General features: G+C 46.2%; 23 protein-coding genes. 11 read left to right on the top strand and 12 right to left on the bottom strand.

The genetic code is table 11. The features are described 5' to 3' along the window. The first annotated feature begins 24 nt into the window (after window positions 1-24). Both aspS and MTBPR1_RS14055 read left to right on the top strand, forming a co-directional pair. A complete protein-coding gene (aspS, locus tag MTBPR1_RS14060) occupies window positions 25-1,848 on the top strand; it encodes an aspartate--tRNA ligase (RefSeq protein WP_069189650.1) in 1,824 nt (607 codons plus the stop codon). An 87-nt stretch (window positions 1,849-1,935) separates the two neighbouring features. Beyond that, window positions 1,936-2,220, top strand: coding sequence for a hypothetical protein (locus MTBPR1_RS14055; RefSeq protein ID WP_069189649.1), 285 nt, complete (start codon window positions 1,936-1,938; stop codon window positions 2,218-2,220). Here MTBPR1_RS14055 and MTBPR1_RS14050 read toward each other — a convergent pair. The 4 genes from MTBPR1_RS14050 to MTBPR1_RS14035 all read right to left on the bottom strand — a co-directional run bounded on the left by MTBPR1_RS14050 (window position 2,177) and on the right by MTBPR1_RS14035 (window position 5,610). Then, on the bottom strand, window positions 2,177-2,776 hold the full coding sequence (locus MTBPR1_RS14050) for an HdaA/DnaA family protein (protein ID WP_126465273.1): 600 nt from the start codon (window positions 2,774-2,776) through the stop codon (window positions 2,177-2,179). The two genes, MTBPR1_RS14055 and MTBPR1_RS14050, sit on opposite strands and share 44 nt — an antisense overlap. 86 nt (window positions 2,777-2,862) lie before the next feature. Then, a complete protein-coding gene (locus MTBPR1_RS14045; protein ID WP_069189648.1) occupies window positions 2,863-3,933 on the bottom strand; it encodes an AI-2E family transporter in 1,071 nt (356 codons plus the stop codon). A 1-nt stretch (window position 3,934) separates the two neighbouring features. Beyond that, window positions 3,935-4,498 (bottom strand): CDP-alcohol phosphatidyltransferase family protein, encoded by a 564-nt coding sequence (locus MTBPR1_RS14040; protein ID WP_240492917.1) that lies wholly within the window; start codon window positions 4,496-4,498, stop codon window positions 3,935-3,937. Beyond that, window positions 4,495-5,610 (bottom strand): DUF2066 domain-containing protein, encoded by a 1,116-nt coding sequence (locus MTBPR1_RS14035; protein WP_165602679.1) that lies wholly within the window; start codon window positions 5,608-5,610, stop codon window positions 4,495-4,497. Before MTBPR1_RS14035 ends, MTBPR1_RS14040 begins: the two co-directional genes overlap by 4 nt. Window positions 5,611-5,819: 209 nt before the next feature. On the opposite strand from MTBPR1_RS14035, the gene MTBPR1_RS14030 reads away from it, so the two are divergent. The 3 genes from MTBPR1_RS14030 to purN all read left to right on the top strand — a co-directional run bounded on the left by MTBPR1_RS14030 (window position 5,820) and on the right by purN (window position 7,831). After that, on the top strand, window positions 5,820-6,002 hold the full coding sequence (locus MTBPR1_RS14030; protein WP_069189646.1) for a hypothetical protein: 183 nt from the start codon (window positions 5,820-5,822) through the stop codon (window positions 6,000-6,002). 123 nt (window positions 6,003-6,125) lie between these two features. Continuing rightward, window positions 6,126-7,193, top strand: coding sequence for a phosphoribosylformylglycinamidine cyclo-ligase (purM, locus tag MTBPR1_RS14025; protein ID WP_069189645.1), 1,068 nt, complete (start codon window positions 6,126-6,128; stop codon window positions 7,191-7,193). Continuing rightward, window positions 7,181-7,831: a phosphoribosylglycinamide formyltransferase gene (gene purN, locus MTBPR1_RS14020; RefSeq protein WP_069189644.1), complete on the top strand. Its 651-nt coding sequence runs from the start codon at window positions 7,181-7,183 to the stop codon at window positions 7,829-7,831. Before purM ends, purN begins: the two co-directional genes overlap by 13 nt. Before the next feature lie 86 nt (window positions 7,832-7,917). On the opposite strand, the gene MTBPR1_RS14015 is transcribed toward purN, so the two are convergent. Both MTBPR1_RS14015 and MTBPR1_RS14010 read right to left on the bottom strand, forming a co-directional pair. Beyond that, window positions 7,918-9,477, bottom strand: coding sequence for an inorganic phosphate transporter (locus MTBPR1_RS14015; RefSeq protein WP_069189643.1), 1,560 nt, complete (start codon window positions 9,475-9,477; stop codon window positions 7,918-7,920). A gap of 176 nt (window positions 9,478-9,653) precedes the next feature. Then, window positions 9,654-11,285, bottom strand: a complete 1,632-nt coding sequence (locus MTBPR1_RS14010) for an acetate--CoA ligase (protein WP_069189642.1) — start codon at window positions 11,283-11,285, stop codon at window positions 9,654-9,656. 130 nt (window positions 11,286-11,415) lie between these two features. Here MTBPR1_RS14010 and MTBPR1_RS14005 point away from each other — a divergent pair, with 130 nt between their 5' ends. Then, the gene (locus MTBPR1_RS14005) at window positions 11,416-11,619 is read left to right on the top strand and encodes a hypothetical protein (RefSeq protein ID WP_069189641.1); all 204 of its coding nucleotides are present in this window, start codon (window positions 11,416-11,418) and stop codon (window positions 11,617-11,619) included. Here MTBPR1_RS14005 and MTBPR1_RS14000 read toward each other — a convergent pair. Both MTBPR1_RS14000 and ndk read right to left on the bottom strand, forming a co-directional pair. After that, complete coding sequence (locus MTBPR1_RS14000; protein ID WP_069189640.1) at window positions 11,616-11,858, bottom strand: hypothetical protein; 243 nt, start codon at window positions 11,856-11,858, stop codon at window positions 11,616-11,618. The genes MTBPR1_RS14005 and MTBPR1_RS14000 overlap by 4 nt on opposite strands. Window positions 11,859-12,036: 178 nt before the next feature. Then, window positions 12,037-12,459, bottom strand: coding sequence for a nucleoside-diphosphate kinase (gene ndk / locus MTBPR1_RS13995; protein ID WP_069189639.1), 423 nt, complete (start codon window positions 12,457-12,459; stop codon window positions 12,037-12,039). 166 nt (window positions 12,460-12,625) lie between these two features. On the opposite strand from ndk, the gene MTBPR1_RS13990 reads away from it, so the two are divergent. The 3 genes from MTBPR1_RS13990 to MTBPR1_RS13980 all read left to right on the top strand — a co-directional run bounded on the left by MTBPR1_RS13990 (window position 12,626) and on the right by MTBPR1_RS13980 (window position 17,669). Beyond that, on the top strand, window positions 12,626-14,500 hold the full coding sequence (locus MTBPR1_RS13990) for an ABC-F family ATP-binding cassette domain-containing protein (protein WP_069189638.1): 1,875 nt from the start codon (window positions 12,626-12,628) through the stop codon (window positions 14,498-14,500). A 202-nt stretch (window positions 14,501-14,702) separates the two neighbouring features. Further along, window positions 14,703-15,545, top strand: a complete 843-nt coding sequence (locus MTBPR1_RS13985) for an ethylbenzene dehydrogenase-related protein (protein ID WP_069189637.1) — start codon at window positions 14,703-14,705, stop codon at window positions 15,543-15,545. A 66-nt stretch (window positions 15,546-15,611) separates the two neighbouring features. Further along, on the top strand, window positions 15,612-17,669 hold the full coding sequence (locus tag MTBPR1_RS13980; protein ID WP_069189636.1) for a methyl-accepting chemotaxis protein: 2,058 nt from the start codon (window positions 15,612-15,614) through the stop codon (window positions 17,667-17,669). 12 nt (window positions 17,670-17,681) lie between these two features. Here the strand turns inward: MTBPR1_RS13980 and MTBPR1_RS13975 are convergent, their stop codons facing one another. Beyond that, complete coding sequence (locus tag MTBPR1_RS13975) at window positions 17,682-19,487, bottom strand: O-linked N-acetylglucosamine transferase, SPINDLY family protein (protein ID WP_069189635.1); 1,806 nt, start codon at window positions 19,485-19,487, stop codon at window positions 17,682-17,684. Window positions 19,488-19,547: 60 nt separating this feature from the next. After that, the gene (locus MTBPR1_RS13970) at window positions 19,548-20,228 is read right to left on the bottom strand and encodes a DUF3047 domain-containing protein (protein ID WP_069189634.1); all 681 of its coding nucleotides are present in this window, start codon (window positions 20,226-20,228) and stop codon (window positions 19,548-19,550) included. 174 nt (window positions 20,229-20,402) lie between these two features. Here MTBPR1_RS13970 and MTBPR1_RS13965 point away from each other — a divergent pair, with 174 nt between their 5' ends. Both MTBPR1_RS13965 and MTBPR1_RS13960 read left to right on the top strand, forming a co-directional pair. Beyond that, window positions 20,403-20,708: an STAS domain-containing protein gene (locus tag MTBPR1_RS13965; RefSeq protein ID WP_069189633.1), complete on the top strand. Its 306-nt coding sequence runs from the start codon at window positions 20,403-20,405 to the stop codon at window positions 20,706-20,708. 18 nt (window positions 20,709-20,726) lie between these two features. Beyond that, a complete protein-coding gene (locus MTBPR1_RS13960; RefSeq protein WP_069189632.1) occupies window positions 20,727-21,521 on the top strand; it encodes a helical backbone metal receptor in 795 nt (264 codons plus the stop codon). A gap of 12 nt (window positions 21,522-21,533) precedes the next feature. Here MTBPR1_RS13960 and MTBPR1_RS13955 read toward each other — a convergent pair whose 3' ends face one another. Both MTBPR1_RS13955 and MTBPR1_RS13950 read right to left on the bottom strand, forming a co-directional pair. Then, complete coding sequence (locus tag MTBPR1_RS13955) at window positions 21,534-21,983, bottom strand: DNA polymerase III subunit chi (RefSeq protein WP_069189631.1); 450 nt, start codon at window positions 21,981-21,983, stop codon at window positions 21,534-21,536. A 12-nt stretch (window positions 21,984-21,995) separates the two neighbouring features. Beyond that, window positions 21,996-23,501 (bottom strand): leucyl aminopeptidase, encoded by a 1,506-nt coding sequence (locus tag MTBPR1_RS13950; protein ID WP_069189630.1) that lies wholly within the window; start codon window positions 23,499-23,501, stop codon window positions 21,996-21,998. Window positions 23,502-23,554 lie beyond the last annotated feature (53 nt).

Here is a 23,554-nt window from a genome sequence, read left to right as displayed (position 1 = left end):
TCATGCAAAAGAGACGAGCGAAAGATGCATCCCTATCGCACACATAAATGTAACGAACTGCGCCCTGAACAAGAAGGTGACATTGTTCGCCTTTCCGGTTGGATTCACTCTAAACGTGACCACGGTAACCTCCTGTTCATCGATTTGCGCGATCACTATGGCATGACACAATGTGTCATCGATGTGTCCTCCGATCTTTTCCCAATCGCTGAAGGCGCACGCGTTGAAAGCGTGCTGACCATCACAGGTAAAGTGGTTAAGCGTACAGCTGAAACCGTTAACCCTGATATGCCAACAGGCGCGATTGAAATCTACATCAGCGAGCTGGTCCTTGAATCAGCTTGTGACGTGCTGCCCATGCAGGTTGCCGGTAACGAAGAAGCTGGTGAAGAAATTCGCCTGCGCCACCGTTTCTTGGACTTGCGCCGCGAACAACTGCACAACAACATCAAGTTACGTTCTAAAGTAATCTCTGAAATCCGCCGCTTGATGACGGATCAGGACTTCATGGAAATCCAGACACCTATCCTGACCGCCTCTTCACCAGAAGGTGCGCGTGACTATCTGGTGCCTGCACGTAACCATCCGGGTAAATTCTATGCCCTGCCACAGGCTCCACAACAGTTTAAGCAATTGTTGATGGTGTCAGGCTTTGACAAATATTTCCAGATTGCCCCCTGTTTCCGCGATGAAGATGCACGTGCGGACCGTTCACCGGGCGAATTCTACCAACTCGATTTTGAAATGGCTTATGCAACACAGGATGATGTGTTTAATGCGATTGAGCCAATCATGCATGAAATCTTCACCAACTTTGGTGGCGGTCGTGAAGTTACACCACTTCCTTTCCCGCGTATTCCTTACAAAGAATCCATGCTCAAATACGGTAACGACAAGCCGGACCTGCGCAACCCATTGATCATCACTGATACAACTGAGCCGTTTCGTGGCTCTAACTTCGGTCTCTTTGCCAAATTGGTAGATCAGGGCAATGTGGTTCGTGCCATCCCCGCACCCGGTGCAGCAACTCGCCCACGTAGCTTCTTTGACAAGCTAAACAACTGGGCACGCGATGAAGGCAAAGGTGGCTTGGGCTACATTGCCATTGCTGAAGACGGCACACAAAAAGGCCCAATTGCCAAAAACCTTGGTGAAGAACGCGTTCAGGCAATCTTGGATGCTTGTGGTCTAGGTAACGGCGATGCAGTCTTCTTTGTCTGTGGTAAAGAAAATGATGCGGCTGATTTTGCAGGCGTTGTGCGTACCCGCGTTTGTGACGAGCTGGAACTGCTGGACGACAGCAAATTCGATTTCTGCTGGGTTGTTGACTTCCCAATGTACGAATTAAACGAAGAAACGGGTAAAATCGATTTCTCTCACAACCCGTTCTCTATGCCACAAGGCGGTATGGAAGCGCTTGAGAGTAAAGACCCGCTGGATATCCTTGCATGGCAGTATGACATCGTTTGTAACGGTATTGAGCTGTCTTCTGGTGCTGTGCGTAACCACAAACCGGAAATCATGTATAAAGCCTTTGGTTTGGCAGGTTATGAGCCTGAAGTGGTTGAAAAAGAATTTGGTGGCATGTTGCGTGCCTTTAAATTTGGCGCCCCACCACATGGCGGTTGTGCACCGGGCATCGACCGTATGGTTATGTTGCTGGCTGATGAGCCAAACATTCGTGAAGTCATCGCCTTCCCAATGAACCAACGTGCAGAAGACCTCTTGATGGAAGCACCATGTGAAGTTTCTATCGAACAGCTGCGTGAACTCCACATCAAACTTAACCTTCCAAAAGAGAAGGTAAAAGTTGAAAAAGCTGCCGAAAAGGCAGACAATGCAGAATAAGCAAAAAACTGCGTTAAGACAAAGTTAAGAAATCGCGGTCATCCTTAGTGTGACCGCGTTTTTTTTAACTTCAATAAGAAGAATAATATGCCGAATAAAAATAAACTACGCGCCTACCTCTTGCTGGGGTCATCCCTGCTTTTTCTCTCTGCTTGTGCAGGTCCTCCTGCCTTGAAAATCATCTCTTTCGCTCTTGATGGCATCTCTTATTTAGCAACAGAAAAAACTGTTGCGGACCATGGTCTTTCTGTTGTGACGGAAAAAGACTGCAAAATGATCCGCACGCTAAAAAAAGAAGACATCTGTAAAGATGAGATTGTAGAAGAAGCTATGATAGATTCTGAAGAACTGATCGTGCCAGCGGCACAGTGATCTTGCGTTTTTCAGAAAGGGCACGGCGATCAATTTCCTGAACAAGCCTGATGGCCTGTTCAAATGAACGCTCCATGCGCAACAGCATGAAGGCGATGACGTCGCGCTCGACCTTAAGCTGGCGATCTGAAAACAGTTTCACCAGCACAGCTTCCATCAACATATCATCCGGTTGACCAATCTCAACAACCGGAACAGCGCCCATGCGCGTCTTTAAATCCGGCAAGGTGATCTGCCATTGTGCTGGCGCAGTGCGCGCGCTTAACAACAACGTCAGGCCTTTTTCCTTGGCATGGTTATAGAGATGAAACAAATCTTTCTGGTGATCGGCAATTAAACGATCCACATCTTCAAGAACGCCCACGCTTGCCTCCCCCATGGTTTCATAAGGGTCTTGGCAAAGCTTTAGAGCCTGTGCGCCCGTTGCTTGGCGAAAAACTTCAGCCAGATGCGTCTTGCCACAGCCCGGCTGCCCATAGATCACCACAAAAGGCGCACCGGACCAATCTGGCCATTTATCCAGCCATGCCACGGCCTCAGCATTACTACTGCACACGAGAAAATCATCGCCTCTCATTGAAGGGCGATAATCAAAATCCAGTGGAAGTTGTGAATGGGTCGTCACAGTCTCAGTTTCTTTATTCAAGCTTTGTTTGAAGGCGTGCCTGTATAAAGCGCACTTTTCATATATTGGGCAAGCCCGAATCTCACCAACACACCAATAATTGCAGCCACAGGGACAGCCAACATCACCCCTGTAAAGCCCGCTAAGGCCCCACCAGCCATTAAGGCAAAGATGACCCAAACCGGATGCAGGCCAACTTTTTCACCCACCAGTTTGGGCGTGAGCACATTGCCTTCAAGAATTTGCCCAATGGCAAAAACACCGGCGACCAAGCCCACTTGGGTGAGGTCATCAAACTGCACAAGCGCAATGGAGATGGAAACCCCAAAGCCAAGGATAGAGCCAAAATACGGGATAAAGGAAATCAAGCCTGCTCCAAGCCCAACCAACAGGCCAAACTCCAGCCCTAAAACAGAAAGGCCGATGGCGTAAAAACTCCCCAGCATCAAACAGACACTAGCCTGCCCGCGCACGAAACCAGCCAAGGTTTCATCAATCAGGCTAAATTGTTCGCGAATAACAGGGGCATGTTTTCTGGGCAGCCAATGATCAATGCGCGCAACCAACAAGTCCCAATCGCGCAACAGATAAAAAGTCACCAAAGGGGTCAACACAAGGATGGAAACCACATCAAACAGCGCCGCCCCACCACTGATTAAGCGTTGCAGTAAATTACCCACCACACTAAAGGCCTGTTTGGCAAAACTTGCCGCTGTTGCACCAAGTTCTTTTAAATCAGCTTCACTGGCACCAGAAAAGACTTGCTGTACCACAGGTTTTAACAAACCATGCAAATGATCAAAATAGGTTGGTACACGCCCTGCAAAACCAATGACTTGTGAAGTCAGCACCGGAAGTAAGAGCGATAATGCCCCGATCATAATGATAAAAAACCCAACGGTGATGACACTGGTTGCCGTTGTACGCGACAGGCCCCATTTCTCCAGCTTATCGGCAATGGGGTCTATAAAATAGGCCACGGCCATACCCGCAACAAACGGGGTGAGCACATCATGCAACACATACAGAAGCAGGATAAAAACCAGCAAACTGATGGACCAGATTTTTAATTGCTTCGATGCTTCCATATCACTCCCCATTTTCCTTTGAGATATTGATCCCCCACTGATAAAGATAAATCAGCCCGGAAACCAAGGTGGTCAGCGCGGTTATATAAACCAACACATCAATGGCCCATATCATATCAGTCACTTCCAAACCATGCACGCCCAAGACAAAAGAAAGCAGGACAATCTGCACGGTGGTATTAACCTTGCTGCTGAAATTTGGGGACATTTTTAAATCCCGTGTCAGCAATTCTATTAAGGCCGCCCCAATGACAATGGCCATATCGCGAAAGACCACCATGATCACCAACCATAAGGGAATAAGCTCTTGCACCCCAAGGACAACAAACACGCTCACCAGCAAGAGTTTATCCGCAATCGGGTCTAAAAAGGCACCTATTTGGGTACGCGCTTTTAAAATTTTTGCCAGATAGCCATCAACACCATCGCTGATACCTGCGGCAATAAACAGCCAGAAGGCGGCCTGTAACTCATGGGAAATAATCAACCACACCATAAATGGCACCGCCATTACGCGCGCGATGGTGATCATATTGGGAATATTCAGCCAAAACTGCTGACTCACGAACGGCTACCCTCACCCAGATTAACCAGTGACCAGCTTTCACCCGTGACGGTTAAATCCAGATCGACTTGACGAAGTGAGCCGATGAGCTGGTCCAACTTGCCAATAAAATGTAAGTTAAGCTGTACGGCATCGCGTGATAATAACGCCAGTTCAATGCGGCGTACCACAGCGACCTTGCCCAAACGCTCTTTCACGCTCAGCCATTCTTTCAAATTACCAATGGTCAAATTAACCGGCAGCACATCCACCACGCCAAACTGCAACAGGTTATCGCGCTTCCAACTTTCTTGTAAGTAATCCGAAACGTCCATCGCCACGCGTTTGAGGAAATCTTCAGATGTTTCCCCTTCTTTTGCGCCAAGGCCCAGCAAAGTTGTGCGCCCTGCATATTTAGAACCCACGCGGTTAATCACCAGATCCACATTATTGGGCTGATTTTCAAGATCACGCCCGGTCACGACCAGTTGGGTAACCGTTGCGCTGTTGACCCCGTAACGATTTGCCATATTGGACAAGGCGCTCTCATCCACACTGGCTGCCTGTTGTACAGAAAGTCCCGAGATATCAGCCAAGTCCCCCAAGGGCAAAGCAATGGGCACAAGACCGTTTTGTGTACCGACCTTACTCCAAGCCGCACGCCATGGGTTTGGTTCATCCCATAAGGTGATCTGTGATCCATTTTCAAACAAAGGCAGGACCAGCACAGGCTTGCTTATGGTTTCCGCAAAAGCAATACCGCGCGATTTAAGCAAACGGCGGATCGCATCAGGTTTGAAATGATAGCTATAAGTCGCAAGATAACGCACAGAGGATGATTTCTCACCACTGATAGAAAAATCACGGATATATTGCGCCCTGTCTTTTGGCTCCACCCATGGCAAAAGATCGCGATCATCGCGCATGGTTAATCGTTTAAGCAAAATATCAAAGGCACGGCCTTGGCCTTCGCGCATGGCTTTTTTGCGCGCTTGGGTCACAGATTTTGCCGTCACATCCACATAAACCCCTTTTACCTCAAATACATCTACTGCATTCACCGCATTAGGTGAAAGAAAAAGAGCCGCAAAAAGTAAGGTCATAAAACCGAACATGCGCAAGTGAAGAATCATGGAAAGCCTCATGCATTAAAATGTCTTGAGACAGTTTTGCCCTGTTTTTCAACCAGATGCAAGAAAATGGCAATTCTTTAGGATTCTGTAACAATTTTTTTACAAAGTCGCCCTTGACTACCGCACTGCACAATGGCAATATCGCAGTGCAATAAAAACAAAAACATACCGCTAGAAGCATACTGCCACATTTAAAAGGAGTCATTTCCATGAAAATGAGCGTAAGCCCAAAAGAAATCGCAGAACATCTTATTGATGAATACGGCCATTCAAAGGCTGTAGAAAAATATCAATATCACCTAAACCGTTGCCACGATCAGGAAACAACGTCCGTTTGGCAAAATATCGGGACTGCAATTGAAAGCATGAAGCCGCTGGAGCAATGTGCCTAAAAGAAAAACGTCTAAAAACGTTTTCTTCATTGCAAACTGGGCTCAATTCAGTATGTTCATCGGCGTTCAACATCGTGTATGTTGGACGCCGTTTTCATATCAGATATAGATGAAGGTTGGGTCATGGCAGATCAAAAAGGTCTCACCTACAAAGATGCAGGCGTCGATATTGATGCCGGGAACGATTTGGTCGATGAGATCAAACCACTCGCAAAGTCCACAAAACGCCCCGGCGTGATGGATGGCCTTGGTGGTTTTGGTGCTTTCTTTGACCTGCGCGCAGCAGGATATCAAGACCCAATCCTTGTGTCAGGCACAGATGGTGTCGGCACCAAACTTAAAGTCGCCATTTTGGCAGACAAGCACGACACGGTGGGAATCGACCTTGTCGCCATGTGCGTAAACGACCTTGTTGTCCAAGGTGCTGAACCACTTCTTTTCCTTGATTACTACGCCACAGGCAAACTTGATGTTTCTGCTGGTCGCGATATCATCAAAGGTATCGCTGAAGGTTGCACGCAAGCGGGCAGCGCATTGATCGGTGGGGAAACCGCTGAAATGCCGGGCATGTATAGCGAAGGTGATTATGATTTGGCTGGTTTCTGTGTTGGCGCGGTTGAGCGCGGACAAGAACTGACAGGTGCCAATGTTAAAGAAGGCGATGTTGTTTTGGGCTTGGCCTCAAACGGCCTTCATTCCAACGGTTTTTCTTTGGTACGCCGCGTTGTTGAGGCCGCTGGCCTTGATTATAGCGCACCTGCCCCGTTTGATAGCTCGCGCAGCTTGGCAGAAGCCCTGCTTGATCCCACAAAAATTTATGTCAAAAGCACATTGGCTGCCATTAAAGCAGGCGGCGTGAACGCTCTTGCGCACATTACAGGCGGTGGTCTTGTGGAAAATATTCCACGCGTCTTGCCAGACGGCCTTGGTGTTGACCTTGATGGTTCTGCCTGGAAACTTCCAGCAGTCTTTTCTTGGTTGGCAGAAGCTGGCGGCATTGCCAATAGCGAACTTGCACGTACCTTTAACTGCGGTATCGGCATGTGCGTGATTGTTGATGCAGACAAAGTTGATGCGTTGACAAAAATCCTTGAAGATGGTGGCGAAACCGTAACCAACCTTGGCTCTGTTGTAAAACGCAGCGAAGGTGAACTGGTTGAAATTTCAGGTATTGAGACATGGCAAAGCTAAGAGTCGCTGTTCTCATCTCTGGTGGTGGCAGTAACCTTCAGGCCCTGATTGACATGTGCACAGCTGAAGATTCCCCAGCAGAGATCATTCGCGTGATTTCTAATGTGGATAATGCCTACGGGCTTGAGCGTGCCAAACAGGCCGGGATCAAGACAACGGTTGTGGACCATAAAAAATATAATGGTCGTGAACCGTTTGAAGACGCCCTGCATCAGGTTCTTGATAGCGATAAAATCCAGATGGTCTGTCTGGCAGGCTTTATGCGTCTGCTAACTGATAGTTTTGTGCATAAGTGGCGTGATCGCTTAATCAACATCCACCCTGCCCTGTTGCCGTCCTTTAAAGGGCTACACACGCACGAGCGCGCTATTGAAGCGGGCGTTAAGTTCCATGGCGCAACAGTGCATTATGTGCGCCCTGCCATGGATGAAGGCCCGATTATCGTACAAGCGGCTGTGCCTGTGCTGTCTTCAGACAGTCCAGATGACCTTGGTGCACGCGTGTTGGAACAAGAACATAAAATCTACCCACTGGCCCTAAAACTCATTGCTGAGCGTAAGGTGCGTGTATCTGGGGAGAAGGTTCTTTATAACGGTGTTGCAACCCTGCCTGAAAGCTTTATGAACCCGATTGGGTAACTCATTCAGTTTTTAAAAAACAGTTACAAAAAAAGCCATCTTGATTAATTTCAAGATGGCTTTTTTAATATGTTATCTCACAAGTCTCACGGCAAAAGCATGCCACGGATTGTGAAGTAAATGATCGCAGCCAACAGGCCTGAAAGCGGTACAGTAATCACCCATGCCGCCACAATTTTTAAGACAGCTGAGCGTTTCACCAATTCCTTCTTATATTCTTTGGCAAGGCTCTTGCGTTCTTTCTTGGTAACGGTTGGGGCTTCTCTGTTCTTTTTCAAGTCTTTCAACATGAAGCCTTTTTCTTCAAAGCTTGCTGTTTCAAACTTATCAAGGAAAGCGGCAACTTCGGCTTCATCTTTACCTTCATGGTGGGATTTAATTTCCACAACCATATTGCCGTAATTAGATTTAATGGCTTCGCGCAAGAAACCAATCCCGAAGATCGCCCCAATGGCAATGTGAGTTGAACTGACAGGCAAGCCCAATTGGCTGGCGATAATCACCGTAATGGCAGCTGCCATGGCAATACAAAAGGCACGCGCCTGATCCAGCTCGGTAATTTCAGAGCCTACTGTGCGGATCAGTTTCGGACCAAAGAGGGCAAGACCTACGGAAATACCCAAGGCACCAATGACCATCACCCACAATGGGATAGAGGCTTTTGCCGCCATGGCCCCATGTGAAATCACATCATAGATCGCTGCCAGTGGCCCAACCGCATTTGCCACATCGTTTGCACCATGGGCAAAGCTTAAGAGGGCTGCTGAACAAATCAGCGGAATGACAAACAGTTTATTGACTGAGGCTTTGTTGGACTCAAGACCTTCTGCAGCCTTAGCAATCAGCGGGCGCACAATCAGGTAAATCAAGAAAGCAATAACAAAACCACCACCAAGGGCCGTGATGAAATCCAGCTTAAAGAGCTTTTTTAAGCCTTTCATGATCAAATATGTCGTGAAAGCCCATGCCATCGCACCAATTAAAAGCGGGACGATTTTCTTCGCCGATTCAATCATATCGGTCTTATAGGTAATGGTTCGCTTAATCGTATATAAGAAACAGGCGGCAATCACCCCGCCTAACACTGGTGAGATCACCCAGCTTGCGGCGATTTGACCAACCTTTGTCCAGTTTGCAATGTCCCAGCCTGCTGCAGCAACGCCTGCGCCCAATACGCCCCCAACAATGGAGTGTGTGGTCGAGACAGGCATGCCCAAGGCTGTTGCCAGATTGAGCCAGACAGCACCTGCCAGCAAAGCCGCCATCATCAACCAGACAAAGACGTTAGGGTCGGTAATGGCAGAAGGATCGATAATCCCTTTGCGAATGGTCCCCACCACATCGCCCCCGGCAATGATCGCACCTGATGATTCAAAAACAGCCGCAATGATAATCGCGCCCGTTAAGGTCATGGTTTTTGACCCAACAGCCGGGCCAACATTATTGGCAACATCATTGGCACCAATATTCAAGGCCATATAGCCACCGATGACGGCTGCTGAGATCAGCAAAAAGCTACCCGGCATTTTTGTGCCGACATAAATGATAATCGCAACGAGAAACAAAGCTGCACTGCCCAGACGTACTAATTCACGACGGTTGACATATTGCGCTTGTTCGATTTTCTGAAAATTACTGAGATCCATGCCTGTTCCCTCTAGGAATTCAGTGTGACGGCCTCTAAAGCCGTTAACAAATTTTGCAGAAATGTTATATTTTGATTAAGGTTTTATTACAACACAAACCGCATAAAAATCAGGCAGAAAAAAAGGTACCGTTTTATGGGCACCTTTTTTTATTTTTTGTCTTTATTATCAGATACCTAGCCTTCTGCCTTGGCTTCGTCACGTAACTCAACGCGGCGAATTTTGCCAGAAATTGTCTTTGGCAAGGCTTCTCTGAACTCAATCTCGCGTGGATATTTGTAAGGTGCGGTTAGATTCTTTACAAAATCCTGAATCTCTTTTTCAAGGGTTTTTGAGCCTTCATAGCCCGCACTTAAGGTCACATATGCCTTTACGATCTCACCACGTACTGGATCAGGTTTGCCCACAACTGCCGATTCTGCAATGGCAGGATGCTCAATCAAAGCGCTTTCCACCTCAAACGGGCTGATGCGATATCCGGCTGAGCCAATAATATCGTCAGACCGGCCCACAAACCAGATGTAGCCATCTTTATCACGCGTTGCCGTATCACCCGTGTAATACCAACCGTTTTTAAAACATTTGGCATTGGCGGCTTCATCCTTGAAATAGCCCGTAAACAGGCCAAGGGGGTGTTGCTGTGTCATTTTAACAGCGATATGACCAACAGTGTCGATCTCAACAATCTCACCGTCTTCATCAACCACATCAACCGTTAGGCCGGGGACGGGTTTACCCATTGAGCCTGGGCGCACTTCCATACCCTTATAGTTGGCAACGATATTAACGGTTTCTGTCTGACCATAGCCATCATAAACATCACAGCCTGTGGCCTCTTTCCATGTGCGCATCACTTCAGGGTTCAACGGTTCACCCGCACCAATACAATGGTTTAAGCTCTCCAGCTTATATGGCGAAAGGTCCATTTGGGCAAAGACACGATAAACCGTTGGCGGTGCGCAGAAACAATTCACGCCAAAACGCTCAATCAGCTTAAGGTGAATATCCGCATCAAATTTCGGGTCCCCATCATAAAGCAAAATAGTTGCGCCCATAAGCATGGGTGGGAACAACATACCCCAAGCCGCTTTTGCCCAGCCCGTATCGGTCAGCGTCCAGTGGATATCGCCATCTTTAAGCCCCATCCAGTATTGACCGGTAATTTTATGGGCCAGACCATAGGAATAATCACGCGGGACCATTTTTGGCAATGACGTTGTGCCGGATGTGAAATAGATCAACATCAGGTCATCCGCCCCTGTTGGCTCACATTCAGCGCGCTCTAGCTCATCTGAGTTTTCAGCGCAAAGCGTTTCAAAATTCACCCAACCCTCGCGCTCTCCTCCAATGATAATGAGGTGTTCCAGCGTTGGGCATTTCTCTTTAATTTCTTCAATTTTAGAGGCATGTTCGGCTGTAACAATGGCAAGCTTGGCACCCGCGCGATTAATGCGATATTCCAGATCATGGGCAGTGAGCAGGTTGGTGCCGGGCATGGAAACCACACCAACTTTCATAGAGCCGACCAACACTTCATACCAAGCAGGCAGACGTGCAATCACCACACAGGCAAAATCACCCTTTTTACAGCCAAGCTTTTTCAAGCCATTGGCAAAACGGTTGGCCTTGGCATTAAGATGGGCATAAGTATGTTCTTCAACAGTCTCACAATCACGGCTGACCGCAATGTAAGCCACCTTTTCAGGCGTTTCCTTGGCACGTTTTTCCACCAAATCGAATGCAAAGTTATAATCTGCTGGAATTTCCAGATCAAAACCATCACGCATTGCCTGATACACATCACTCATGACAAACTCACTCCCTATTGTCGTCTATTTTTGTTATAGCGAGTGTAACGCGTGATTAGTGTTTGGTGTTGTTAAAAATTGTAAATTTATTTTTCACCGAAATGGCGTAAATTTATAAGAAGGAGACGAGATGAAAGGCCCCAATAAAACCTATATTGTCCAGCTTCCAAAAGACGCAGACTTTAAAGAAATCAGAACTCAAACCTATTTTAAAGGCGGCGTCCTGCAAATTGCCCATCAAAAGAACAGTCAAGCCGGATACCGTGCCTATAAGCTCACCGCGCCTGAGGATGTCCTTTTATGGTTTAAAGATAAATATGAAAAAGGCTCTTAACTACAAGAGCCACAGCAAGAGGAACCACCAGAGGCAAGATCAACAAAACTATGCCTGAAACTCCCCTCTTTAAGAGGGCCTTTTACTAACAAAAATGCTGCATCTTCAATCTGCGCTTGGGCAGGACAATTAAAAATCTCATGAACAACACTTCCATCAGCCTGCTGGCCTAACTCGATATCGGCTTCAACAGCAGCAATTTGGTTATCACCAGCAAGGGAAAAATAAAAACTCGTCATGAGAGAAACTCCAAATAAATAAGATTGCCCTTCCTTAACAACCTCAAACGATCCAACATATGACGTTGGTCAAATCTGTGAGCCTCCCACAAAAAAAGACCCGTCAGGTCATCCCAACGGGTCTTTTTAAATTCTGTATGCACGCAATCTTTGCGCTAACAAATCCTAAGAGGATTGATTAGCCAACGATCTCACATGCAGAGAAGAAGTAAGCGATTTCTTCAGCAGCCGTTTCAGGAGCGTCAGAACCGTGTACTGAGTTCTCTTGAACGTCGACAGCGAAATCTTTACGGATTGTGCCTTCGTCAGCATTTGCAGGGTTTGTTGCGCCCATGATCTCACGGTTAGCAAGGATAGCGTTTTCGCCTTCCAAAACCTGAACAACAACCGGCTCAGACATCATGTATTCAACCAGCTCACCAAAGAAAGAACGCTCTTTATGTACAGCGTAGAAGCCTTCAGCTTGTGCTTGGGACAGTTTGATGCGTTTAGAAGCAACAACGCGCAGGCCTTTTTCTTCAAAGCGTGCGATGATTTGACCTGTCAAGTTACGACGAGTTGCGTCCGGCTTGATGATGGACAGTGTACGTTCGATAGCCATACTAGGGAAACCCCTTTATCTATATAAATCTCTGTTAAGCCGCAACGCTCATGCCTTGCGACAAAGTGGGCGCCTTATACAGTGTCGAAAAAGATTTTGCAACTGCACAAATCAGGAAATTGAACTTTCCTGATGATTTGCACAAAAATTATGCTATTTAGGCGTCATGTTACATATAAATGATCTGACATACCGCATTGGCGGGCGCCTCTTGTTTGACCAAGCAACCGTAGTTGTTCCGGCGGGTCACAAGGTGGGATTAGTGGGCAAAAACGGCACAGGCAAGTCCACATTGTTTAAACTCATCATGGATGAGATTTCTCCTAATGATGGCGGCCTTTCTGTGCAAAAGCGCGCCCGTGTGGGCCGAGTCGCCCAAGAAGCCCCCACAGGAACGGACAGTTTATTAGAAACAGTCCTTAAAGCAGATACCGAGCGTGAAAGCCTGCTGGCAGAAGTCGAAACCTGCCAAGACCCCAACCGTATTGGTGAAATTCACGCCCGTCTAAGCGATATTGATGCCCATAGTGCGCCAGCACGCGCCGCCACCATCTTACAAGGCCTTGGCTTTGACCATGACGCCCAAATGCGCCCGTGCAGTGATTTTTCAGGGGGCTGGCAAATGCGCGTGGCTTTGGCGGCTGCCCTTTTTGCCAAGCCTGACCTATTATTGCTGGATGAGCCAACCAACCACCTCGACCTTGAAGCCGTCATGTGGCTGGAAGATTATCTAAAACGCTATCAAGGCACCATCTTGGTCATCAGCCACGAACGTACCCTTCTTAATAATGTGGTGGATGAGATCGTCCATCTGGAACATTGCAAGCTCAACCGTTATGGCGGTAATTACGATGTGTTTGAAAAAACACGGCGTGAAAAGCTTGCCCTCCAAGCCAAAGCCCAATCCAAACAATTGGCCCAACGCAAACATTTGCAAAGTTTTGTCGATCGTTTCCGTGCCAAGGCAACCAAAGCCAAACAGGCCCAAAGCCGCCTTAAGATGCTGGAACGTATGGAGCCCATCGCCTCGGTCATGGAAGAAAAGACCTATTCTTTTGATTTCCCCGACCCTGAACCGCTATCTTCCCCGCTTTTGGCCATGGAAGACACCACCGTTGGCTATGAAACCGATAAGCCGATCTTAAAAAGCCTATCCTTGCGCATTGATATGGATGACCGCATTGCCCTGCTTGGGGCCAATGGGAACGGTAAATCCACCCTTGTGAAGCTGCTGGCGTCTCGCCTTAAGCCACTTGATGGCATGGTGCGCAAATCATCCAAGTTGAAAGTCGGCTATTTTGCCCAGCATCAAACCGATGAGCTCAATGTACAAAAAACACCTTTTGACCATATGGCCCAGCTTATGCCCGGTGCTATTGAGTCAAAAGTACGTGCGCAGCTTGGTCGTTTTGGTTTTGAAGGTGAGCGCGCTGACAGTAAAATTGAAAAGCTCTCCGGTGGGGAAAAAGCCCGTCTGCTCTTTGCATTGATGAGCTATGAAGCCCCCCACATCATGTTTTTAGATGAGCCGACCAACCACCTAGATGTGGATAGCCGCGAAGCTTTGGTCCAAGCCATTAACAATTATGATGGTGCTGTGGTGATTGTGTCACACGACCCTCACCTACTGGAACTGACCTGTGATCGCCTATGGATCGTTGAAAAAGGCGACTGCAAAGCCTTTGACGGTGATTTAAATGAATATAAACGCCAATTGATTGAAAGCCGCAAAGGCGAAAAGAAATCAACAAGCAACCAAGACAGCACCATAAACCAGAAAAAAGCCAACCGCCAAGACCGTGCTGCCCAACGCGCCGCCCAAGCCCCTTTGCGCAAAAAAGCCAAGGCCGCTGAAAAGCGCGTGGAACAATTAACAGTGGAAAAAGAGAAAATAGAAACCAAACTGGCAGACCCGAAAATTTATGAGGGCCCCAGTGAAAAACTACAAGAAATCCAAATCAAACTGGGTGATGTTTCCAATCAACTTGAAGAAGCCGAAATGGAATGGCTAGAGCTTGCTGAAGCCTTGGAATCAACTTAAAATTATTCTAAGATAAAAGAAATTTAATATAATAAAGTCATTACTAACAGCAGCTTACTATCTTCTTCTTAAAAGATACGTAAAAATACTTATTTCAATTTAAATAAAAATTTATATAAAATCCCACATCTTTTGAGGATGATTAGTTCCCTCAGGAGTTCAATCATTCATTTCTATGATATAAATTCAGGGATAAGTATAAATGAAAATGAAATCAAAATTGCTTACCACTCTTGCGGGCACATGCGTTTTATTGGGTAGCGCGCATCTGGCTCATGCTGGTGAAACAATCACCGCAGCCAAGGCAACAGCGATCACTCTTGATGGCAATGCTGCGGACTGGGCGTCTGTGACAGGCACTGAGGTTATGCTTGATGGCAAAGATGGTACCAAGTCAGTCAACCTAAAAGCCGCAATCAATGGTGATATGATTTATTTTCTAGCTGTCTGGAAAGATGGAAATGAAAACCGTCTTCACAAACCTTATAAATGGGATGAAGAAACGGTTAGTTACAAACGGACTAAAGAACAAGAAGACCGCCTTGCCTTGAGCTTTGCGATGGGCGGCGATTTCGATGCCAATAAACTGTCTGGCAAATCCTTTACAGCCGATGTTTGGCACTGGAAAGCCTCACGTTCAGACCCCAATGGTATTGCCCATGACAAATGGTGGAAAATTGATGCCCAGCCTTTTGAAAAAGCGAAAAAATTCAAAGGGGACAATGGCGTTGTCTATGTCCGCCGCATGAGTGATGAAGGCCCAAAGCTTTATAAATCAGCCAAATATGATGTGAAAGAACAAGATATCATGCCGCGCTATAAGCTGGCGGATTCTCCCTCAGGCAGCATTGCAGACATCAAAGCCAAAAGCACATGGGCAAATGGCACATGGACGCTGGAGCTGGCAAGAAAGGTTGATACAGGTAATCCAGATGATGCGATCATTCCCACAAATGGCACCATCTTGATGTCTTTAGCAACATTTAACAGTGTTGGCGGTGCAAAGCACAGCAGCTCTAAGACACTCACTCTTTCAACAAAATAAATCAAAATACGGGCAGGCTGAGCATTCTATTTGCTTGGCCTACCCTTGTTTAGCTATGGGCAAGCTATGAAACAGATTTCACTGGCAAGAAGCACTTTCTTTGGGTTTATCGCTTTAATCGTGATGATTTCAGGTCTGGGTATTTCAGGGATCACCACCTTGAATCAGATCTCTAATGAAGCAAAAGCAACAGGTGAGTTGATTGATATCACCTCTAAAGACCATAAAGCCGTTTTCATTACTGATGAGATCGTTTTAGCAACCTTGCAACTTATTCATAGCCAAACAATTGAAGAACGCTCTCAAACCTATGCGGCTTTAAGCAAACAAACAACAGAACTCAAAAAACTGCTGGATACAGAAAACAGCTCATCTGTTGATAAAGTGTGGCAAGAGATTTCGACAGCCAAGTCCCTTGGCGATCAAAATGATACGCTTTCTAAAGGGATCGCCAAGGCTGTAAAAACAGCAAAAGACACCCTATCAGACCTTAAAAGCACCCTTGGCTCAGCCTCAGAAGATTCTTTTTTTCAGGTGGAAGAAAAACTCGAAGAAATTTCCTCAAGCGGGGAACCTGAGGTCCTTGCTGAAGAAATTAACGAACTTTTCGTTCTCAACAATAACAGCTCAAACCTGATCAATTCTGTTGGCGACATTGCAACGCTGCTCCTTTCTTTGCAAAGCCAAAGCGATCTCAAGATTATAGAGAAAGAACAAAAGAAATTTGCCACACTTGTTAAACGTTCAAATGCCTATCTCAAGCGCATGCCCAATACGGGTGACTTTGAACTGCTGGGCGAACAGGTTGAGATACTAGAAACACTCAATAAAGTGTTTTCACTGCGCGCACAGGAAGTGCTGAATGAAGAAGAAACAACACAAGCCAACCTACGGGTAAAATCCCAACTAGATAACCTGCGTAACATTTTAAACAATCAGGCCCATGAGGCCTCTGAAAAAATGAAGGCCAATGCGGACCTGACCACAGATCAAGCCAACTCCAGCTTGCTCACGATGGTCTTTTCAATTTTCCTTCTTATTCTCTTATTCCTCGCCATCCAGATGCTGGCAAAAAGGTTTATCATCACGCCTTTGGCTCAAATCCGCCATGCGCTGAATAATATTGATGACAGTAGTGCGACAAAACGCATCCCGGAAAGTAAACTTTTAGAAATTGAAGCGATCCGTTTAGCAATCCTTGACTTTGTCACAGCTAAAAACCAAGCCGAAGCCCTGCAACAACAACAAAACCTTGAACAGCAACAAAAACAAGAACGTGCTGTTTTTGTTGAAAATGAAACGGGCCAGTTCCGCACTGTTGCCGGACAGACGATTTCAACGGTTTCAACAAGTGCGCAAACCGTTGAAACTTCCGCTGAACACGCCACAAAAACACAGAACAAATCCGCGAGTATTTCCATTGAAGTAGCCGAGGCCATGGAACGCACAATCGTGAGCATTGAAAGTATGCGCACCACTGCAAACGGCCTGACGGGCTCAATTCACGATATTGGGGATCTGGTGAAACAATCATCTGAAATTTCCACCAATGCGGTTGAACAAACCGATCGCGCCAATGAACAAATTCAAGGCCTATCCGGTGCGGCAGATAAAATTGGTGAAGTGGTTGATTTAATCACCAGCATTGCCGATCAAACAAACCTGCTGGCCCTAAACGCCACTATTGAGGCTGCCCGTGCAGGTGAAGCGGGTAAAGGCTTTGCCGTTGTTGCAAGCGAAGTTAAAAATCTTGCCAATCAAACGGCCCAAGCGACCCAAGGCATCACCGAACAGATCATGCAAATCCAAAATGCAACAGGTGAGACCGCCCATACTATCGCCATCGTCAATTCCACAATCGATCAGATGAGCACAATCTCATCCACCATTTCAAATGCGGTTAGCGAACAAGAAAATTCAACCCGCCATATTGCTGATAGTGTGAATAGTCTTGATGATGAAGCCAAAGATGTTTCTGAAAAAGTCCGTGATATGATCCAAGCGATCGCGCGTTCCTCAGGCACGTCAATCCAGATGCTTTGGGAAGCTGAAAGCATGAACGCTGACATTCGCTCCCTTGATCAAACTGTCTCAAGCTTCATTCACTCCATTAGTGAAGAATAAGGCGGTTGAGGCTCACATATTCCTAGGCTCAGGACCAACCTCAAAGGTGACAGCCTCGCAGCCATCGTAATACTTTTGATACGCGGTTCTATAAGCGGCCTCTATATGCTGTGTATAAAGCTTTGTATCGAACAAAGGTTTATTAGACCTATTTGACTTCAGCTTTTCTCTAATCGTCTGTAGGTGCATTTTATTCGTTGCGAGCTCATAAGCCAGCTCTTCATACTCTTGCTCGGTTTGAGTGATCAACTCAGGTAAATCAATTGCATTTAACAAGCTGGCTGCAACACGGGCTGCAAACTGAGAACCGACTTTTGTCAAAATAGGCAATCCAACCCACAAAGCATCACTCGCGGTTGTATGGGCATTATAATTAAATGTATCTAAGAACAGATCACCTAAGCGCTGGCGCGCCAGGTGTTCTGCAGGATCGACCTTATCGGCAAAAATGATCCTGCTTGGGTCAACACCGCGTCGCTCAGCTTCTTTACAGAGGTTGCTTTGTGTCCATTGGTTTGTTTGCAACAACCAAAGCACACTCCCCTCAACGCGCTTTAATAAACGCATCCAGATATCAAATTCTCGCGGTGTGAATTTATAATTATTGTTAAAGCAACAAAAGACAAAGCCGTCTTCAGGCAAATTATAATCCGCGCGCGATTGTGCCTTATCAGAAATCACTCTTGTATCGTCATTAGGCTGATAAGAATGAGGCATATAGATAATTTCTTCAGAATAAAATTGTCTATTCTCATCAGGGATCAGCGTTTTATTCGCAACAATATAATCCATAAATGGTGCACCCATTGTGCTTGGGTAACCTAGGTAATTTATTTGTACAGGCGCTAAACGATAAGCGAACAATCCTGTCTTACTAATCCCCGTATAACCGTTCATATCAACAGCAATATCGAGTTTCTTTTCTTTTATTAGCGCCAATGCATCCTTATCAGAAAGCGTCCTAATGTTAATAAACTCATCTACACTATTTTGCGCCTGTTCTTTCAAAGGGTCCGATTTTTCAGAGCCGTAGTAAAAGGCAATAATCTCAAACTTTTCTTTATCATGCTGCTCTAAAACCCCAGCAAATAAATACATAATCGGATGATTATTTAAATCAGAGGAGAAATAACCAATGCGGATTTTCTCAGGAAACGTGGCTGGCTTTTCGAAATGTTTATTCTCGCTTCTTTTATGCTTTATCGCTGCACAATTTTGTGCACAACGTTTTTGAAGAAGCGGATCATCTGCTTTACTAATCAGGCTAAAGGGTTCAACCGCAGCGCCGTCTTTTCCTAAATCGTCCTTAATCGCATCAAATTCATCATAAAAACTCCAATCACAAATATGGGCCTGCTCATGATGTTTAAAAAATAAAGCTTCCGGTATTTCGGGGTCATACTTTAATGCTTTTCCATAACTCTCCACTGCCTCATGATGCTTTTTATGAGTCCGATATAAATGACCAAGGTTATTATGTACCTCTGCCAAATCCGGTTTTAATTCCAGTTTTTTTTGATATGCATTGACCGCCTCATTGATTTTATCTTGCTTATGGAGTGCAAGACCATAATTGCAAAAGCCCTCAGCAAAATCAGGTTTCAATTCGACAGTTCTTTTAAAAGAAAGCTCAGCACCCTGAAAATTGCCAAGCCCTAAATGAACAGCGCCCGATACATTCCATAAGAAAATAGACTGGTCATATTCCTTCAAAAAGAATTCAACCTTTTCCAAAGCCTTCAAAAGCTCACCTTTTGAATATAATTCCATTAAGGCTTTGAGTTGTTCTTTAGGCGGGTTTTCGTGTTCAATATACATTTTTAACAACAAATCATGAGGTTAGAGGGAGCATAAAAACATGAGCGCGCACATTATCATTTATTCAAAGCGAATGTCTTTTACAAAAGCGCGGCTGGTGACTTTTGTATCGTCCGTATCGGCTGAAATGGCGATTTGATAGGGCTGGTTGGCTGGCTGGTCGAAAATGCGTTCATAGTCCTTCGCGATATTAATTTGATCGCGATACCAAATGCCCGTGGGCTCGGTTGCTTTTCGCAAGATCGTCATGCCACCTGCGCTTTTTAGGTAAGGGCTTTCAATAACAGTGCCCGCCTCATACGCCCCACCCCAGACGTAAGTGAGCACACGGCCCGGCGTATCTTCACCTTTAAAGGCAACCACAATGGCGCGGATGAAACGCTCCCAAAAGCCTGCGCGTTCATAATCAAAAGGAAAGCTGATATAAAGGGCAACGGCGCGGTCATCTTTGCCCTTCACGCTTAAATCGGTTACAGGCACCGTTTGGTCCACTTTCCACTGCCATGAAAGAACGGGCGTCTTGGCTAAGTCTACATCGAGACTTTTATATAGAACCGAAACGCTATCGTTTGTTGAGATTTCAATAGAACCATCTTCATGGGCGCGAAAGACATTGGGTTTTTTATAATCAAAGCTCAGCACATGCCAGCCACGCTCTGCCAATATTGGGTCTTCTGGCTTTTCTTGGCCCCAAGCGGGGGAAATAATCAGCAAAAATAGAATGCATGTTAACAGGCGCATAAACATATCCCTTTAAAGTAGGTATTTGCACAGAGTATATACTTGATTAGCATTTTGATATAAGTGTAAATAGCGTAAAGGATCAATAGACATACAACTATAGACACTTGTATTCGTTGTGAAATCTGTCTAGTTTACGAACAACATTAAGAATCAAACTCAAAAAGGTCACACATGGAATATTCTCTTTTAGACGAAGGTAACGTAAAACGTGTGGCTTTCTACGGGAATATTAAATCATCTTCTCGTCCTAAAATGCTTGAGATTGCTGATGCAATGCCACAGTCCGAAAAAAAGGAATGGATTTTAGACGTTGATGAATTTGAATATATCGACTCTTCTGGCCTTGGCATGATGTTAGAGCTTCAAGAAGCTGCACAACAATGTGGGATCAGGCTTTCCATTCGTGGTGCCAACAACCTTGTGAAACGCATGTTTAAACTGTCACGTTTTGACACATTGTTTAACATCATTGATTAAGCCTTCTGGCCTTTATCCATGTTTATTGATGCCATAGGCACTCAACATAATCCAGCAACTGATGCACGTATTATCTCTTTAGTACCCAGCATTACCGAGCTTCTATTTGATATGGGGCTTGGGGGAAACCTTGTGGGACGCACCGCTTTTTGCGTTCACCCCAAAGAGCAAGTCAAACAGGTTAAAAGCATTGGCGGCACCAAGCAGGTTAACCTTGAAAAAGTTAAAAAGCTCAAAGCAACCCATCTGATCGTCAATATCGATGAAAACCCCAAAGAGCTGGTGGAAGAACTCTCAAAGCTCATTCCCCATATTGTGGTCACCCACCCCAATAAACCAGCCGATAACATCGACCTTTTTAGCCTCATTGGAAATATCTTTGATCGCAAAGGTGAAGCTGCGCGTTTAATCAGTGAGTTACAAGCCGCCCAAACCCAAGCGCAACTGAGCGCCATGGAGCTTGATGAGAAAAAAGTGCTCTATTTCATCTGGAAAGAGCCGTGGATGACCATTGCGCCAGAGACCTATATCTCCCAATCTTTAAAGATTGCCAATATGATCACCTATCCTCAAGAAAGTGATATACGCTATCCCGAGATTGATTTGGAAACTGGCATTTTAGATCAGGTTGATGCGGTATTATTTTCAAGTGAGCCGTTTTTATTTAAAAGCGAGCATCTTAAAGAATTTGCGCAAACCTATAAGGTACCCGCTGATAAACTGCATATTATTGATGGGGAAATGACCTCATGGTATGGCAGCCGCGCCATACAGGGTTTGCGTTACTTAAGCGACTTTGCCAAAGGGCTATAAAGCTCAGACTCTTTAAGCTTTTTTCTCCCAGCCGCCCGTATCGGTCTGTTGCCAATAAGCCAGCTCATGCCCGCCATCCTTATAAGTTTTCCATTGCTCGCGGGCTTTTTGAACAGCCATATCACTGCGCCCATCAAACACCACAAAACAGCGCTCATATGAAGGCAGCTCGCTACTCTGTGTCCCCTCACTTAAAAACAGGAATTGCGCCCCGTTGGGGTTTTCAGTCTCTGGCGTAATCCAAATGGGTTGTTTTTCGGCATGACCATCTTTTTGCGTGCCATGGGGCAACCAACTCTCAGCACTATAGGTCCACAGGTCATTCGCCAAGGCTTCAGCGCGCTCTTTGCTGCTGACTTGAACAACGGCGCGTTTTCCCACCTGCAGGGTTTTTTCCAACAGTTTGGGCAATGCCTGTTCCAACGAGAATTTCGTCAGGTGATAAAACGCGATATCCGTCACTCTATAAAAACCTTAAGCTTCGTAATATTTGGCAACCAAACGGTCCAGCAAACGCACGCCATAACCTGTGCCACCTTGCGGCACGGTTGGGCGTTCCTTATTTGACCATGCCATACCGGCAATATCAATATGGGCCCATTTGGTGTCTTTGACAAAACGCTGAAGGAATTTTGCTGCTGAAATACTGCCGGCAAAACGCCCGCCGGTATTTTTCATATCGGCAATTTTAGATTTGAGCAAATCATCATAGGCACTATCCATAGGAAAAGGCCAGACTTTCTCCCCCGTATCATCGCCCGCCTTTTTAAGCTGTTCGGCAAGTTCTTCATCATTGGCAAAAACGCCTGCGCGCTCATTCCCAAGCGAGACCAACATCGCACCTGTCAGGGTAGCCAGATTGATCATTGTTTTAGGCTCAAACTCTTCTTGGGTATAGGTCAAGGCATCCGCCAGCACCAAACGCCCTTCTGCATCGGTGTTAATCACCTCAATGGTTTGCCCCGACATGGAAGTTACCACATCACCCGGGCGCTGTGCGTTGCCATCGGGCATATTTTCAACAAGTCCGATCACGCCGACCACATTGACCTCAGCCTTGCGCCCCGCCAGTGCTTTCATCAGGCCCGTTACCGTACCAGCACCGCCCATATCCCATTTCATATCTTCCATACCGCCAGAAGGCTTAATGCTGATCCCGCCCGTATCAAAGGTCACCCCTTTACCGACAAAGGCGATTTGTGTGGCCTGTGCCTTGCGTCCACGGCCCTGCACACCATTCCAACGCATGGTCACGAGCTTAGATTCGCGCACACTACCTTGGCCCACACCTAACAAAGCGCCCATATTGAGCTTATGCATTTCAGCCTCGCCCAGAACATTTACTTCCACGCCCAGCTCTGAAAGTTCACGGCACGTATCAGCAAAGCTTTCAGGGTAAAGGATATTGGCAGGTTCAGAAACCAGATTACGGGTTAAAAAGACACCATCAACCACTTTGGAAAGTACATCAAAGGCTTTTCGCGCACGACCACCGCTTGGGGTCATGATTTTAAGTGCACGAATGGATGGTTTCTTATCTGCCTCTTCTTTAGTGCGGTATTTATCAAAGCGGAAGCTACGCAACAAAGCGCCAAAAGCCACATGGGCGGCTTCTTCCCAAACCCGACCGTTGCTTTCTTCAACCGCATCATAGGCAATGGTAACCGTGCGGGGCTGTTTACCGGCAAGGGCCATATAAATAGTACCGCCGAGTTTTTCAGCTGTGAGGAGATCAAGCTTTTTCTCTTTGCCTGCACCCACCAGCAAAACACGCTCAAGCTTTGTTCCCGCAGGAGCCAGCAGTGAGACCATCTCGCCTGTTTTGCCTTTAAATTTCGCAACCTTTGCTGCGCGCGACAAAGTACCATCAACCACCTTATCAATTGCTTTTGCGCTATCGGAAAATTCACCGCCGTCAAAGCCTGTCACAACAAGTACGCCAGTTTCCGGCAAACCCGGTTTGGTAAACGAAATTTTCATGAAATCCTCATTTTTATTCTATCGTCATTTTTCACAGGTTAGCGGGAAGTTTC

The sequence above is a fragment of the Candidatus Terasakiella magnetica genome (genome assembly GCF_900093605.1).
Taxonomy (GTDB): Bacteria; Pseudomonadota; Alphaproteobacteria; order Rhodospirillales; family Terasakiellaceae; genus Terasakiella; species Terasakiella magnetica.
The sequence above is the reverse complement of the archived record's forward strand: the minus strand, read 5'-3'. Positions and strand labels throughout refer to the sequence as shown.